The 16,569-nt window shown below is 40.2% G+C and carries 13 protein-coding genes and 1 pseudogene; 9 read left to right on the plus strand and 5 right to left on the minus strand.

All coding sequences use genetic code 11. The annotated features are described in order from the left end of the window. Positions 1-52: 52 nt before the first annotated feature. Positions 53-1,273 (plus strand): metallophosphoesterase family protein, encoded by a 1,221-nt coding sequence (locus AC1XUO_RS15920; protein ID WP_483330758.1) that lies wholly within the window; start codon positions 53-55, stop codon positions 1,271-1,273. A gap of 99 nt (positions 1,274-1,372) precedes the next feature. Here AC1XUO_RS15920 and AC1XUO_RS15925 read toward each other — a convergent pair whose 3' ends face one another. From AC1XUO_RS15925 to AC1XUO_RS15945, 5 genes are all read right to left on the minus strand, one after another. Further along, complete coding sequence (locus AC1XUO_RS15925) at positions 1,373-1,756, minus strand: TraR/DksA family transcriptional regulator (protein WP_234648227.1); 384 nt, start codon at positions 1,754-1,756, stop codon at positions 1,373-1,375. Between the two features lie 204 nt (positions 1,757-1,960). Further along, positions 1,961-2,941 carry a pyruvate dehydrogenase complex E1 component subunit beta gene (locus AC1XUO_RS15930; RefSeq protein WP_483330759.1) on the minus strand — a complete coding sequence of 327 codons (981 nt, stop codon included), beginning with the start codon at positions 2,939-2,941 and terminating at the stop codon, positions 1,961-1,963. A gap of 223 nt (positions 2,942-3,164) precedes the next feature. Then, a complete protein-coding gene (locus tag AC1XUO_RS15935) occupies positions 3,165-4,040 on the minus strand; it encodes a transglutaminase family protein (protein ID WP_483330760.1) in 876 nt (291 codons plus the stop codon). After that, complete coding sequence (locus AC1XUO_RS15940; protein ID WP_483330761.1) at positions 4,030-6,585, minus strand: circularly permuted type 2 ATP-grasp protein; 2,556 nt, start codon at positions 6,583-6,585, stop codon at positions 4,030-4,032. The genes AC1XUO_RS15935 and AC1XUO_RS15940 overlap by 11 nt, the downstream gene beginning before the upstream one ends. Before the next feature lie 36 nt (positions 6,586-6,621). Then, a complete protein-coding gene (locus AC1XUO_RS15945; protein WP_483330762.1) occupies positions 6,622-10,047 on the minus strand; it encodes a transglutaminase family protein in 3,426 nt (1,141 codons plus the stop codon). Positions 10,048-10,444: 397 nt separating this feature from the next. On the opposite strand from AC1XUO_RS15945, the gene proC reads away from it, so the two are divergent. The 8 genes and pseudogenes from proC (at position 10,445) to AC1XUO_RS15985 (ending at position 16,509) form a co-directional block, all read left to right on the plus strand. After that, positions 10,445-11,248: a pyrroline-5-carboxylate reductase gene (proC, locus tag AC1XUO_RS15950; RefSeq protein ID WP_483330763.1), complete on the plus strand. Its 804-nt coding sequence runs from the start codon at positions 10,445-10,447 to the stop codon at positions 11,246-11,248. A 118-nt stretch (positions 11,249-11,366) separates the two neighbouring features. Beyond that, the gene (locus AC1XUO_RS15955) at positions 11,367-12,311 is read left to right on the plus strand and encodes a hypothetical protein (protein ID WP_483330764.1); all 945 of its coding nucleotides are present in this window, start codon (positions 11,367-11,369) and stop codon (positions 12,309-12,311) included. A 160-nt stretch (positions 12,312-12,471) separates the two neighbouring features. Further along, positions 12,472-13,173 (plus strand): hypothetical protein, encoded by a 702-nt coding sequence (locus tag AC1XUO_RS15960; protein ID WP_483330765.1) that lies wholly within the window; start codon positions 12,472-12,474, stop codon positions 13,171-13,173. 223 nt (positions 13,174-13,396) lie between these two features. After that, positions 13,397-13,690 carry a DUF1871 family protein gene (locus tag AC1XUO_RS15965; protein WP_483330766.1) on the plus strand — a complete coding sequence of 98 codons (294 nt, stop codon included), beginning with the start codon at positions 13,397-13,399 and terminating at the stop codon, positions 13,688-13,690. A gap of 220 nt (positions 13,691-13,910) precedes the next feature. Then, a pseudogene (locus AC1XUO_RS15970) lies at positions 13,911-14,219 on the plus strand (DUF1016 N-terminal domain-containing protein). A 17-nt stretch (positions 14,220-14,236) separates the two neighbouring features. Further along, on the plus strand, positions 14,237-14,770 hold the full coding sequence (locus AC1XUO_RS15975) for a hypothetical protein (RefSeq protein ID WP_483330767.1): 534 nt from the start codon (positions 14,237-14,239) through the stop codon (positions 14,768-14,770). Positions 14,771-14,853: 83 nt separating this feature from the next. Next, positions 14,854-15,189 (plus strand): Fic family protein, encoded by a 336-nt coding sequence (locus AC1XUO_RS15980; protein ID WP_483330768.1) that lies wholly within the window; start codon positions 14,854-14,856, stop codon positions 15,187-15,189. A gap of 342 nt (positions 15,190-15,531) precedes the next feature. Next, on the plus strand, positions 15,532-16,509 hold the full coding sequence (locus tag AC1XUO_RS15985) for a PDDEXK nuclease domain-containing protein (RefSeq protein ID WP_483330769.1): 978 nt from the start codon (positions 15,532-15,534) through the stop codon (positions 16,507-16,509). Positions 16,510-16,569: the final 60 nt, after the last annotated feature.

Consider the following 16,569-nt stretch of genomic DNA (forward strand, 5'->3'; position numbering starts at 1 on the left):
TGCAGCCATAATATAAAACGAAGTATTAATTTCGCTAAAATAATTACCCAAAATGAAAATTCTCCACACCGCAGACTGGCATATCGGAAAAAAGCTTGATAACTTTTCCAGAATGGAAGAGCAAAGGCTGGTTTTAGATGAAATCTGTGAAATTGCAGATCGCGAAGCGGTTGATGCTGTCGTTGTAGCCGGTGACTTGTTTGATAATTTCAATCCTTCGTCAGAGGCAACGGAACTGTTATACAGCACACTTCATTGTCTGTCAGCAAATGGTAGCCGCGCTGTGATTGCCATTGCTGGAAATCATGATTCTCCCGAACGCATAGAAGTGCCGGATGCTTTGGCAAAAGTTTGCGGGATTATTTTTGTCGGTTTTCCAAATACGGAAATAAAACCATTCCGTACCCAGGCCGGAATGGAAGTCACCAAATCTGACAAAGGATTTATTGAAATCAAACTCCCAAATTCAGATGTTCCGCTTCGGGTTTTACATACGCCTTATGCAAATGAACAGCGTTTAAAAACCTTTTTAGGTTTGGAAGATTCAGAAGAAAATTTACGGACACATTTGCAAAAAAACTGGCTGGAACTGGCTGAAAAATATCTGGATGATAACGGTTTTAATCTGCTGGTAACGCATTTGTATGTCATGAAAAAAGGTGATCCTGCGCCAGAAGAAGAACCGGATGAGGAGCGACCGATTTTACATATCGGTGGAGCGCAGGCGATTTATACAGAAAATTTCCCGGAACAAATCCACTACATCGCACTCGGTCATTTGCATCGGTATCACCGGGTAGATAAAATCCCGGCTCCTTCTGTTTATTCCAGCAGTCCGCTGGCGTATAGTTTTTCAGAAGCAAACCAGACAAAGTATGTCATTATCCTTGACGCAGAAGCTGGGAAATTAAATAATTACCGCGCTATTGAACTGACAAAGGGTAAGAAACTTCGCCGCGGAAAGTTTGATTCCATTGACGAAGCCATAATCTGGCTCCACGAGCATTCAGAAGATTTAGTTGAACTCACAATCGTTTCAGATAACTACCTGGAAGCTGCCGACAAAAAACGCCTGAATGAAGCGCATTCCGGTCTGGTTCAAATTATTCCACAGATCAAAAAAATTACAGAAGAAGGAAGTGCTTCAACCATCGATCTTACTTTGAGTATGGAAAGTCTTTTTCAGGAATATTTCAAAAGCAAAAATAAAGGTCAGGAACCGTCGGAAGGATTGCTTGATGTTTTTAGGGAAGTATTAGGAACGGAAGAGTAAACCAGGAACTTATAAATACAAAAAGGCAAGCCTACCGAAATAGTAAGCTTGCCTTAATTTTTTTATAGTAACGGAGTAAAGTTTTTTCAGATGAAATTATCAGTTTACCCGTTTCAGTTTTGCTTCAATTGTTTGCTGCGTGTGAGGTACAATGCGTAACCTCTCTTTCGGGATCAGTTTTCCGGAATCTATACAGACGCCGTAAGTTCCGTTTTTGATACGAACAAGTGCGTTTTCAAGCTGAATAGAATATTTTTGTAATCTGGCAGCTAATTGCGTCAAATTTTCACGCTCGCTCGCATCCGCACCGTCTTCGATCGACTTGGCCGTGCTTGCTGTGTTATCTGTACCGCTATCATTTTTTTTGCTCAATCCTCCCTTAATATAGTTAAGTTCTTCGAGAGTACCTTCCAATTTGCCGCGAATCAATACCTCAAATTCCTTTAATTCCTCCTCAGAATATCTAGTCCTTTCTTCTTGCATAGTCTTAATTGATTTGAATCCGTATTAAGGTCCTGTAAAAAACAAAAATAATCAACTTCCTTTTTAACAATAAATTCCGGAAAAAGCTCCCTGCTGACCTGATTTTACTCAAAGAGGAAAGTACTGGCAAAACAAGGCACTGACATTTTAAATAACAAAGCCACAACCTGCGGCGGGAAATGGCTTTGTTATTTTTGTATTATTTTACTTGTACAAAACGCTTTTTACGGCTTCAACAACACGTTTCACGTTTGGTAAAATTTCTTCAATCAGCGTTGGCGCATACGGAAGCGGCACATCGCGGTTGGTAACGCGGATCACCGGAGCGTCCATATAATCAAATGCATGACGCTGGATATGGTATGCAATCTCAGTCGAGATAGATGCCAGCGGCCAGGCCTCTTCAACTACAACACAACGGTTTGTTTTCTTCACAGATTCAATAACCGTAGCGTAATCGATCGGTTTAACAGTTCTCAAATCGATCAATTCAACATCAATTCCTTCTTTTTCCAATTGCAAGATCGCCGGCATCACCACGCGCGGGATCATTTTACCAAAGGAAACTATGGTAACATCTTTTCCCTGCCGTTTCACATCTGCTTTTCCAATCGGAATAAGGTATTCTTCCTCAGGAACCATCATTTTGTCGCCGTACATAACTTCCGATTCCATAAAGATCACCGGGTTGTTATCACGAATGGCAGATTTCAAAAGTCCTTTGGCATCGTATGGATTTGAAGGCACAACCACTTTCAATCCGGGGGTGTTAGCGAACCAGTTTTCAAAGTTCTGAGAGTGCTGAGCACCCAATTGGCCTGCATTTCCAGTTGGTCCGCGGAACACGATAGGAGCACCATACTGTCCTCCAGACATAGAAAGAATTTTCGCTGCGCTGTTGATGATCTGATCGATCGCAACCAACGAAAAGTTGAATGTCATAAATTCAATGATCGGACGAAGACCGTTCCCGGCAGCTCCAACCCCAATTCCTGCAAAACCCAATTCGGCGATCGGTGTATCAATCACACGTTCCGGTCCAAATTCATCAAGCATTCCCTGACTGGCTTTATAGGCGCCATTATATTCTGCAACTTCCTCGCCCATCAGGAATACACTTTGATCCCGGCGCATCTCTTCCGACATGGCGTCGCGAATGGCATCTCTAAATGCTATTTCTTTCATCCGTAATTTTATGATTATTTAATGTTCCGTGGTTCCCCACCGGGATGTTACCAGGCAAATTTGTCCAAAGAGGGTAAAATTTTATAACGCCTGCTTTCATCAAAATAAGGTTATCAATACTGGTTTCGAAAATGATGTGGTAAAATTAGAGAAACAAGGTCAATTCTCAAATTGTTTAAACAACCATTATCAGAAAAGTAAAGATATATTACAATTTTAAGTCTCAATCCATTGGAATTACATCCACCTCAACAGAAAATGTATGTTTACCTGAACTGAAAATAATTCCCTTCAACGGAGGCACGTCGCTGTAATCTCTTCCCCAGGCTGTAATAATGTGACGCTCACCGGGAACGACATTATTTGTCGGGTCAAAATCGCACCAGCCATAATCCGGAATAAAAACCGAGATCCAGGCATGCGAAGCATCTGACCCTTGCAATTTTTGCTTGCCCGGAGGCGGAAGTGTTTCCAGATATCCGCTTACATAACGCGCTGCGAAACCAAAACTGCGGATACAGGCAATGGCCAGATGTGAGAAATCCTGACAAACTCCTTTTTTCGCCGCCAGCACTTCTCTGATCGGTGTATGGATCGTGGTAAAATCAGGAACGAAATCAAATTCAGTAAATATTTTCCGGCTCAGTGCATGAACACATTCGTAGAGCGGACGATCATCCTGAAAACAATCTTCTGCAAAATGAATGATCGCCGGATCCCATTTAATTAATGGGCTCGGCAGCAAATACTCCAATAAGGAAACTTTCAATGAACGATCGTTCATAAAACGCGACCGGGCTTCTGCGCAGGTAACATCAGAGCGGATCGGCGCACCTGTTGTTTCTGTCAGGCATTCAACGATACTGGTCGTTTTAACCGTCAGTTTTTTATGTGGTGAATGCAGCGAAAAGTAGTGCGTCGTGTTTCCATAATAATCCACCCGCTCCTCAATTTCAGCCGGTGTTGGGGTGACTTCCATTGTAAAATCCTGACAAAGCTGTTTAGGCAAAGTCCTTGGCGTAAGGCATACAAGACTGTGATAAGTACTCACAGGCTCAACGTAGCGGTATTCCGTTAAATGGGTCAGCTTATATTTCATCGTTCTCTATCGGTTTAAAAAACGAATGTTGCATGATTGTATGGCTGAAATACATATTCGTCAGCGCCATGGATACCGACGAAATTAATCCGGAAACTTCTGACATCAGTTTAAATAATTCTTCCCTTTCCAGCGTCACCGGATCAAATTGACTCAATTCCTGAACACTCGCCAGTTTTATTAGGGTTGATGCTTTCAAAACGGATTTTTGCGCCTCGTTCATTCTTTCCCCCGACGTTCCTGGCAAGGACCCCAGATTTGCTTTAAGTGAATCAAGCAAATAAACAATCGAATAAGGCAAAGTCTTTTCCAGCAAAACCATATCGAGCATCGCTTCCACACTTAACTGTGATTTATAGATCTGGCGGTAATTGACCAGTAAATGATGATTAAGCAACGTCGCTTCTATCAATTCATTTTCAACATTTGCTTCATTTTTTACGCCAAAATTAGACTGGATAATACTCAGTTTGGAAAGTATACGTTCAATAATTTTTCCGGTATCGAGCAGCAGATAACTATTATCCCGCGGCATCGTTTCAGACATAACACCCAGAAAAGTCAGCATGCTGTTATAGAGTTTATCCAGGGTTTTCTGAACATTGCTGCTGTTCATTGCTGACGCGTTTTTTATCTCATGAAAACTGTTTTCAATCAGATCAACAATCCGCCAGATTTCAATATCCCACTGATTTCTGACTGCGCCAACGGCGTGCAAAAATGACGAAACATTGGAAGCAATGGTACCTGGCCGGTAAACATCAGAAGCCAGTTTAATAATTTCGACATAAGGTTTTTGCAACAATTCCTGATTCTCTTCTCCCAAAAATCCTGGATAAGTTGACGATAAATGCGTGAGTGACTGAAGCAATATTTTGATATGCTCCTGCTTGGAAGATCCGCCAAAATTCCGGTCAATATTGAGCACATTGATCACGATATTCATAAACTTGGTAACGGCCATCGTCCGCTCACAATAACGCCCCACCCAGAAAAGATTCTCTGCACTCCGGCTTGGTACGGAAACCTGTTTTTTATAAGATGGTGTGACCGGAAGAATTATTTTTTCCTGAGTCTGATCTGTTTTATCAGAAACAATCCAGGTATCCTTTGATAATCCGCCATACTGATTAGAAATAACAAAACGATCTTTTACAGGCGAACTGCGCGTAAGACCGCCCTGCATCACATGGTATCCTTTTTCATCAGAAACCAGAAATGCACGAATGGCTGCATAACGTGGTTCGATCAAACCATTAACAAGCGAAGGCGTAGTACTCAGACTAACTTCTTCCTGTGCAATATATTCATGAGGACGCTGGATAAGCGCCTTTTTCAGATCTTCTTTATCTTTCGGTGTAAGCAGACGACCATAAACCGACCGGAATTTCGATTTCCGGTTTGCTTTTTTAATGATCAGTTTGTCAATATTGTTTAAAACAAAATTCAGCTCTTTCGGCTGCCCGCACCACCAGGTTGCAACTGACGGCATAATCAGATCTTCCCCCAAAAAGTATCGGCAAATGTTATGCATGAAAGCCAGAAACGCATGGTTTTCTAAAACGCTTGTCCCCGGCGGATTCAGCACTTTTACATTTCCTTTACGTATCGCATGAAGCAAGCCCGGAACTCCGAGACGAGAATCTTCACGAAGTTCAAGCGGATCACACCAGTCGTCATCGATACGGCGGATAATGACATCAACACGCTGCAAACCTTCAATGGATTTGAGCCAGACATACCCATCGCGAACGAGCAAATCGTCTCCCTGCGCCAAAGTGTATCCCAGATAGGACGCCAGATAAGCGTGCTCAAAATAGGATTCATTATTGGGTCCGGGAGTCAAATAGACAATGTTCGGTGCTTCTTTTGTTTTGCCGGATAATTGCGAAACGGTACTTTGAATACTGTTAAAAAACGGCGATAATTTGCTCACGTACATGCCATCGGCAAGCTCGGGAAGCAGCTTACTCATCACCACACGGTTTTCCAGCGTATAACCGGAGCCGGAAGGAGCCTGGGTGCGGTTATCCACAATCCACATTTGTCCGTCCGGGCCGCGCGCCATATCAGCGGCGTAAAGCACCAATTGGTTTGGAGCCGGAAGTATCAAATCGGCACAGGGACGGGAAAATCCTACATTATCAAAAACAAGTTCTGCCGGAATGATCGCGTCCCTGACCAGATTTCTTGGCCCATAAATATCCCGAAGTATCAAATCAAGCAAAAGGGCTCTTTGCTGCAAGCCTTTTGCTATGGTATTCCACTCTTTTTGTTCAATCAAAAAAGGAATCGGATCCAGTTGCCATGGACGGTTTAGTCCGTCGACGCCATCGTAAACATTATAGGTAACCCCGTTTTCACGTAGTTTATCAATAATTTCCTGATTCCTCGTTTTTAATTCATCAATGCCAAGCTTTTCCAGCGTGGCAAAAAGGGCCTGCCAGTGTGGTTTCACACGACCTTTTACATCCAGAATTTCATCATACGAGTTTAACCCGCTGCGATACGATTGTAAAAGATTCACGGAAGCTTCAGTAAGCATAATAATTCAACTAAATAATTTATCACAGGGCGCGAATTATTTCGCTTTCCAGTATTTTCTCAAATCGAGTGTGTTCGGATATTCCGGATCAATTAATTCAACCGGCGTATCACTTCTGAGGTCTTTTTTCGTTTCAGCAACAAAACGGGAAACGGCTGGTGATGACTTGTCCATAATAGGAACTTCCTGACCAAAAGAAGGCGTATGACCAAAACCCTGGAACAAACTGATCTTTCTTGATTCGGCTTCGAAACTATTTACAGGATGCGTATCAAAACTGCGACCGCCCGGATGCGCAACAAAATAAGTACAACCACCCAAAATACGGTTATTCCAGGTATCCACAATATCAAAAACTAGTGGCGCATCCGCTCCGATGGTTGGATGTAATGCGGACGGCGGATTCCATGCCTTGTAACGTATACCAGCCACAAATTCTCCCTTAATCCCGGAACTTCTCAGCGGTACACGACAGCTGTTACAAACCAGAATATGGCGGCCTTCTATAAATCCGCTCACTTTCACCTGAACCCGTTCCAGAGATGAATCCACAAAACGGGAAGTTCCCGAGTTGGTTAATTCTTCTCCCAAAACATGCCAGGGTTCAATTCCCAGGCGGATTTCAAGCTGTATATTATCAACCGTAATGCCACCATAAAACGGAAAACGGAACTCAAAGAATGGATCAAACCAGGAAATGTCAAAGTTATAACCGGCGTCTTTCAGATCGTTCACCACATCAACCATATCCATGTAAGCAAAATGTGGTAACAGGAAACGGTCGTGTAATTCGGTACCCCAACGGATTAATTTATGTTTGTAAGGTTGTTTCCAGAATTTAGCGATCAGCGCACGAACCAGCAGCGTTTGCACTAAATTCATGTGTTTGTGCGGCGGCATATCAAAGGCACGGAATTCAAGAATACCCAGTCGACCCGTTGAAGAATCCGGAGAATACAATTTATCCATACAGAATTCCGAGCGGTGGGTATTACCGGTAATATCTACCAATAAATTCCTGAAAATCCGGTCGACCATCCAGAACGGAATTTCTTCACCATCCGGAATTTGTTCAAATGCTATTTCAACCTCATATAATTTTTCATCCCGACCTTCATCAATACGCGGCGCCTGACTTGTCGGGCCAATAAACGGACCGGCAAACAAATAACTCAGTGCCGGATGATGCTGCCAATACGTTATCAAACTTCTCAGCAAATCGGGCCGTCGCAGGATCGGACTATCAGCAGGTTTTGCTCCACCAATTGTCACGTGATTCCCTCCACCCGTTCCGGTATGGCGGCCATCCACCATGAATTTGTCAGTACCCAAACGAGAGAAGAACGCTTCCTCGTACAATGCACTGATATTATCCACCAGTTCCGTCCAGTTTTTTGCCGGATGGATATTGACTTCTATGACACCTGGATCTGGTGTAACGATTAATTTTTGTACGCGATGATCAGAAGGCGAAGGATATCCTTCAATCCGGATCGGCATTTGCAGTTTTTCAGCAGTCGCCTCGATGGATGCCATCAGATCCAGATAATGTTCCAGATAATCCGTTGGAGGCAGATAAACGTAAATAATTCCATCACGTTCTTCTACGCAAAGCGCCGTTTTGATGATCGGAACTTCAAAAAGCAAGGCTTGTTCTGCCGCTTTTTCTCTCTTTACTTTTTTATCATCTTCCTCATCTTCAATTATCTTATTGTCCGGCGCAACATAAGCCGGTGAAACCGTTCCATATCTTGCCTCTACAACTGATTTATATTCTCCCAACGGTGGCAGATCCTCAAACGGACTGCGTTCAATCGGCTGATCTCTTTTATCTTTTGCAACTTCCGGCAAGGAATCAAGCGGCAGTCTGAAACCGATCGCTGAATTTCCCGGAATCAGGAAACAGTTTTTACGACGGAATTCCCAGGCACAGCTCGACCAGTTTTCGTCTTTTACGTTATATTTCAAAGGCAAAACATACCCGGTTGGATTGTTCAGGCCTTTTTGCAGTAACTGGGCTAGTGTTCTTCTTTCAATGGAATCTTTGAGATTAACCTGTAACGGATCAATATTGACAGGTAATTTCCCTTCTTCCATCGCCCAATAAACCGGATCTTCATAAGCCGGCGTGATATTATTGGTATCGATGCCTAAATATTTTGTAAGCTCGGTTATGAAAATTTCAGCGTCACGGAAAGTGTATTTTGTCTCACCTTCTTTCGCGACCAGCGCATCGTTTTTCCACATCGGCAAACCATCATTTCTCCAATAAAGCGCATATTGCCATCGCGGAAATAATTCGCCCGGATACCATTTTCCTTGTCCGAAGTGAAGCAAACCACCATGTGCAAAACGGTTTTTCAATCGTAATGCAAGATCATAAGCAAGTTGTCTTTTTAACGGACCATCCGCAGCGGTGTTCCATTCAGCACCTTCAAAATCGTCGATGGAAATGAAAGTTGGTTCTCCACCCATGGTCATCCGCACATCACCTTCCTGCAAATCTTTTTCCACATCGTGGCCAACCTGCATGATTTTATTCCATTGCTCTTCGGTATATGGCTTCGTTACCCGCGGATCCTCGTGGATACGGAAAACGCTGTTATCAAATTCGAAAGCTACCTCGCACCTGTCCGTCGCTCCGGAAACCGGCGCGGCACTGGCATAATCAGGCGTACAGCAAAGTGGAATATGACCCTCACCGGCTAAAAGTCCGGATGTAGCATCCAGTCCGATCCAGCCCGCACCGGGAACATAAGCCTCAGCCCATGCATGCAAATCTGTAAAATCTTCTTCCGGACCAGACGGGCCATCCAATGATTTAATATCAGAAGCAAGCTGAACAAGGTAACCGGAAACAAATCTTGCGGCAATGCCTAAATGTCTTAAAAACTGAACAAGCATCCATGCCGAATCCCGGCATGAGCCACTCCGGGTCGTCAGTGTATCTTCGCAAGTCTGCACACCCACTTCCATACGGATATTATAGCCAATGGAATTAAAAACGCGTTGGTTTACATGGACAAGAAAGTCAACGATCTTGGTGCCATTTGCAGGTTTATTTTCTTCAATCCACTCCATCAGCTTCGGGCCGGATTCCCTTGGTTCGAGGTAAGGACCAAGTTCTTTCCTTAAACCTTCTTCATAAGCAAACGGGAAATTCTCGGCATACTCCTCAACAAAGAAATCAAAAGGGTTAATCACCTGTAATTTCGCAATTACTTCAACCTCAATACTCAGCTCTGTTGCCTTTTCAGGAAAAACCACCCTTGCCTGATAATTACCAAAAGGATCCTGCTGCCAGTTTATAAAATGGTTTTCGGGCGTGATCTTAAACGAATATCCTTCTATGGCCGTACGCGAATGCGGCGCAGGACGTAATCTGAAAACATGCGGTGACAATGCAACACTCCTATCAAACTTGTACTTGGTCTTGTGTGAAATAGCAACTTTTATAGCCATAGTTGGAGAATTACAATAATCTATGATAATTTGGCAGCAATGAATCTTGCTAGCTCTAAAAAAATGTATAATACGTATTTTTCAAAATATATCTCCACAAGAATTTATTTTTGCAGAATTTCCTGTGATTCTATTTTATTAAATACAATTTTTTCGAATTTGAACCCGAAGGTAAGAAGATAAACTACGAAATCGACGGTCGGCTATCGGCTGTCGGCCAAAAAGTCGCTCTTTCATTGTTTGACGGCCGAAAGCTGACTGCCGAAAGCCCTATGATATTCAACCAAAAGTTGCGTAATTCGTCGTGGCTAATGCATCATCCGGGGATTATTCTCCGGTATATGTTTTCCCAAATTTTCTTTGTACCCTGAATTTAATACCAAATACTTTTATAAAAATGAAAATTGCAATCATTGGCTGCGGAAACATGGGACTTGCCTTCGCCCGCGCATTCCTGAAATTTGATCTTGTCAAAAAAGAAGATTTTTTACTGGTTGAAAAAAGTGACGACCGCATGGAAAAGCTTAGCAGCTTTCAGCCCGGCGTAATCACCGGTTCGATAGGACCGCAAATCGGAACGTATGATCTGATCATTTTATCCGTAAAACCACAGGATTTCGCTTCGGTTCAGGAATCTTTACGCGCAGTGATCACGCCAAAACAGGTCGTATTATCCATTATGGCCGGTGTCACCATTGCCAATATTCAAACTGTACTGGATCATAAAGCCGTGATCCGCGCCATGCCAAATACACCAGCCATGCTTGGAATGGGTATTACTGCGTATACCGCTTCACCGGAAGTTGATATGACCCAACTTCGTAAAGTCGAAAACCTGATCAACGCAACGGGCCGTTCTGTGTTTTTGGAAGAAGAAGAACAATTAAACGCCGTAACCGCATTAAGCGGCAGCGGACCAGCGTATTTTTTCTACGTAGTAAAAGCGATGATCGAAGCAGGAAAGAAAATGGGCTTCGAAGAATCCGTAGCCGCGCTTTTGGTTAAACAAACCATGCTAGGTTCTTTCCATTTAATTAACACAGCCGACAAATCGCTGGACGAACTGATCAAAGCGGTTGCTTCAAAAGGCGGAACTACGGAAGCTGCTTTGAAACAATTTGAAGCGGGGAATTTGGATGGGGCTTTGATTGGGGGGATTTTGGCTGCGGAGAAGAGGTCGGAGGAGTTGTCGAAGGGGTGAGGCGGTTCATTATCTACCATTAAAACCATATTAATCCTGTAAAATCTTGTAATTATTTAATTAAATACAAAAAGTACGACAAAACTTTCGCATATTAAGGAGTTACAGCCAATTTTAAATGAAAGCGTATATAGACCTAAATATTTTTGACAGACTTGAAAAAATTGACAAGTTAGATGAGCCTGAAAAATCATTTTATCAGACGCTTTTTTCGTTGCTTAGAGACAAACATATTTTGACAGCATATTCTAATGCACATCTTAACGACTTATTTCGAGGATATCAAAAAAATCCAAGTTACATATATGGACATTTAAAAAGCATTCAATCATTTACAGATAATCTTTGTATTTGCCAATATTGGGGAGGAAAAGAAGCACAATGGCATTATAGAAATATATTCGACTTTTTTAATGAGAAAGTTAAAGAATGGGAATTTGAACCCGACTCATATGACAATCTATTTGATGACGAACCTTTTATGCAAAAAGCATTAGATTTATACAAGCTTATTCCATTGCCACCAGAATTCAAGAAAGGATATGTTGAACCAATGTTTGGAATAATGTTTCCACTTTCAAAAGTTCATAACAATCAATACGCATTACAATCAGATATTTACAATTTCCAATCTCGATTGAAATCAGACTATGGGCTTTATAAATCATTCAGAACTTATTTACTGACTGGATTAAATAAAATCAAAAACAACAAAGAATTAATAAAGTCTGTAAACGCAAACTTTAAGGACATACCAAAACATCTCGAATTGACGGATATTTTTGACGCTTATACACCAAACAATAACACAAGTGATAACACTATGTATTCAAAGGTTATAGAAGTTTTTTCTAAGTATGACCTTGCTGGTTATAAAAGTGATGGACACTATAACAATATGTTTGATGACGCTTTACATACTTTTTATGCTTCTCATTTTGACTACTTTATTACCAACGATGATAGATGCAAGTACAAAGCAGAAAAAACGTATGACAAACTAAAAATTAACACAAAAGTGATAAAGATTACCGAAATTGAAATGATAAAAAACTGCCTGTAACAAGGGTTTTGCAATAGTGGGGCGAAACTGCAAAGTTCAACAGTATTTCTTCGATTGAGCTTTTGTGCAAAATTAAAGATTTGTGCTTCTATTGCCCCACCATCGCAAAGCCCCGAAACGTTAGCGGTAATTACTCTTCAACTTCCCAGAGCTAAATAAAATGAAAGCAACAACGACGACAAACATTCCTGCAGTTACCATTGCATATAATGACTTAAGACATTTAGTTAAAAGGCTTGTAGAATATTTAACTGAAAAAAAGTTTAAGAATATTGACCCCAAAGTCTCTTTTTATGGTAATAATTACAGTGAAACATTTAAGCATGACGATTTTCCTGAATTTTTGAATTTCAAGGAAGGGTTGCAACTTATCGACATAAATATTCAAGCGAATGAAATTGATATTACGATATCATTAAGTTCAAAAGAAATTAATCCAATAGGAACAACTTTTTCGAAAATTATTATAGAAACAAATGACCGAATAATAACTAATGGCTTAACTGAGGAAGTAAACTCATTCTTCAAAAAAAGAAGAAATTATCATGAAATAGCGCATAAGTATGGAATCCATATTTCTATAGCAATATGTTGCATTTTATATTTTGTATCACTTGACCTTTTAAAGAATAAACTAACTGAGTTTAAAATCTCCCAAACTTATCTAGGGGTTGTCTTTATAATTCTAAGCTTCCCATTAAAAACATACTTACGTTGGCTCTTTCCTTACGTTTACTTTGTAAGTGAAAATCGTAACAGAAGGTTTCAAAGGGTTTTATTATACGGAATCTTAACAAGTCTCTTGGGTCGCTTCATTTTCTTGTTACTTGAAGGAAGAGTTAATGGCTTTCTAGGAACGTAACTACCGCTAACATGAGGTTTTGCTCAAGTGTGGCTTGACAAACAAACTTCAACTAATTGCAAAGCCAGGCAATGGTTCGGGCTTGACAAACATCGCTGAACTTTTGTTCTAGACTTCATCAAAATATTTTCAATCAGCAGCGGCCCGGGCGGACGGAATTCTAATACCACACCTGCGCAAAGCCCTGTCCGTTGGCAGCAAGCGCTAACGACAAAAATGACCGATGGACAGAGAAGAAAGGAAACATCTTAAAGAAAAATATAAAGATGCATTTCAGGCTACGCGACAGATAATAAACGACATAGACCCAAAGGGACTTGTTGACTGGTGTGGACCTGAGGAATATGATATGGAGGTGATGGACATATTAGCAAAAATTAAAAAGTACGACACTGAAGAAGAAATAAAAAAAATGGTTGTTGACGTCTTTATTCATTGGTTTGACGACCCCGGTGACCTTGACCTATATGAAGGTGTTGGACAAAAATTGATTAAAGTAAAGGACTTGTTGAACTAACACGAGTGACGCGCCAGCTGCCAACAGCATGTTTCTGCAATAGTGCCGTGAGGGGTTAATTTAACGTTTTAACTTCGTTCAACGTTTAGTTTCGTGGGACAGGACGCGGCTTCGAAAAGGCACCACTGCAGAAACACAAACGTTAGCAGTAATCGCAGAGAAATGGCTCCCACAAACAAATAAGACTAATAACATCAATTCCTAGCATACAAACATATACATGGACAATCGATTTACGGACATTATTCAACTCATTAAACATTCCCGGACGAATGCAATTAGAGCCGTAAATGCTGAAATGAATAACCTTTATTGGAATATTGGTGAATATATAAGTAAAAAGATTGACCAAGCTGAATGAGGTGATTCGGTGGTAACCGAACTAGCAAAACATATTCAACAAAATGAATCCGAAATAAAAGGTTTCTCCGATAAAAATATTTGGAGAATGAAGCGGTTTTTTGAAACATACAGAGACTTTCCAAAACTCTCACCAGTGGTGAGAGAACTAAGTGAAATCCTGAAATAAAATTTGGATTTTTAAATATGAAAATAAAATCGATAGTAATACTTGCTATACTTATACTTCAAAGTGTGCTGGCTTTTTCTCAGACAAACAATGTTGATTCTGGAGCACTAATATTTAATCTAAAATTTTCATCATTTAATGAATCTGGGTTTGGAGGGAAAATGAAAATTATTAATACTAATACAGGAGTAGAGTTTACCGGAAAATCTCCCACTTCATTTAATTCACTAATAACCATTAAAAATTTACCCACTGGAAATTACAAAGTTATCGAACTAGTAATAAAAACAGGCTCTGGAAAAATTGGTTATTATGATAATTCAACGTTTAATCAAATTAAAGTTGAAGGAGGTAAAACTTCATATTTGGGTATGTACAAGACAAAAAAAACTTCACAACTTTTCAAGTTAAATTATGAATTATTATTTGATGAAAATTTCGACAAAGAAAAAATAGAAAAACAAGCTTCAAAAATTAATGGATTAGATTCAAATGTTGATTTTTCACAAAAACTTCTAAAATCTGACACAACTTATTTTAGCATTAAATAAAGACACACAAATTGCGAATAAGCATTGAAGATTTGCAAGTGACTTAATACTGAAACAAAATCAAGCACGATTACAATCTAAACTTGAAAAACATCGACAAAAAAAGCCTCGAAAATGCCTTCAATTTATTTGAATCCGGTGATATCAAAAAAATAAAAACCGGAACAATAAAAGGCTTACAGCAGATACACCAATATCTGTTCCAAGGACTTTATGACTTTGCCGGGAAAATACGCACTCAAAATACCTCAAAAGGCGGATTCAGATTTGTGTCAGCTTTGTATTTGAATGAAATTTTGGTAAAAATTGAATCAATGCCTGAAAACACATTTGAAGAAATTATTTCTAAATATGTGGAAATGAATATCGCTCACCCTTTTATGGAAGGAAATGGCAGGACGATGCTTGGCTGGATTTGATAATAAAAAACAATTTGAAAAAAGTAGTGAACTGGCAATTTGTGGATAAAACACTTTACCTGCAAGCCCTGGAACGCAGTCCAATTAACGATCTGGAATTAAGAACTTTGCTTTTGGCTAATCTGACCGACTAAATTGATAACCGGGAAATTATTTTTAAAGGCATAGAACAATCGTATTATTACGAAGGCTATCGAAAAGAAGATGATGATATTTAACTTCTGTACCGGAAAACAGAAAACTAATACTAAACCTTCTGCAATAAATGTTCATTTGCTGTAATCGCAGAAAAACATTTCCAAAAGACTAAAGAATATAAATTCGTAACATACGAACATATACATGGACAATCGATTTACGGACATTATTCAACTCATTAAACATTCCCGGACGAATGCAATTAGAGCCGTAAATGCTGAAATGATTAACCTTTATTGGAATATTGGTGAATATATAAGTAAAAAGATTGAACAGGCTGAATGGGGCGATTCGGTGGTAACCGAATTAGCAAAACATATTCAACAAAATGAACCCGAAATAAAAGGTTTCTCCGATAAAAATATTTGGAGAATGAAGCAGTTTTTCGAAACGTACAGAGACTTTCCAAAACTCTCAACACTGTTGAGAGAAATAAGTTGGTCACACAATTTGGCTATCTTCTCTAGATGCAACACGGTTGAAGAGCGAGAATTTTATTTAAAACTAGCTAAACAAGAAAATTTTAGCTTTCGAGAACTCGACCGACAAATTTCCGCCAGCCTTTTCGAGCGTACAATGATTGGAAACTCAAAACTCTCAGCAGTGCTGAGAGAAAATAAACCCTCCTTCTCAAATACTTTCAAAGACAGCTACGTATTTGAGTTTTTAAACTTACCTGAGCCACATAGCGAAAATGATTTGCAAAGTGGACTGGTAAGACAAATGAAGAACTTCATACTTGAACTTGGCAAAGACTTCTTGTTTATAGGCGAAGAATACAAATTACAAGTTGGAAACAGCGATTTTTACATTGACTTGCTTTTCTATCATCGTGGACTGCAATGTTTGGTTGCTTTTGAACTCAAAACCGACAAATTCAAACCCGACCATTTGGGACAACTGAACTTTTATTTAGAAGCGTTAGACCGCGATGTAAAGAAACCGAATGAAAATCCGAGTATCGGCGTTTTGTTGTGTAAGGACAAAGACAGTGAGGTCGTCGAATATGCACTAAGCAGAAGCCTCTCTCCAACAATGGTTTCAGAGTATAAAACACAATTACCTGACAAAAAGCTATTACAACAAAAACTGCACGAACTATTTGATAATGGCGAGAAATAGAATATTACTCCTAAAAAGATATTTCTAAGCCTTTATAAAAAGCTCAATTGGACTTTTGCG

The sequence above is a fragment of the Dyadobacter sp. HNCC25DJ186 genome, from assembly GCF_056895235.1.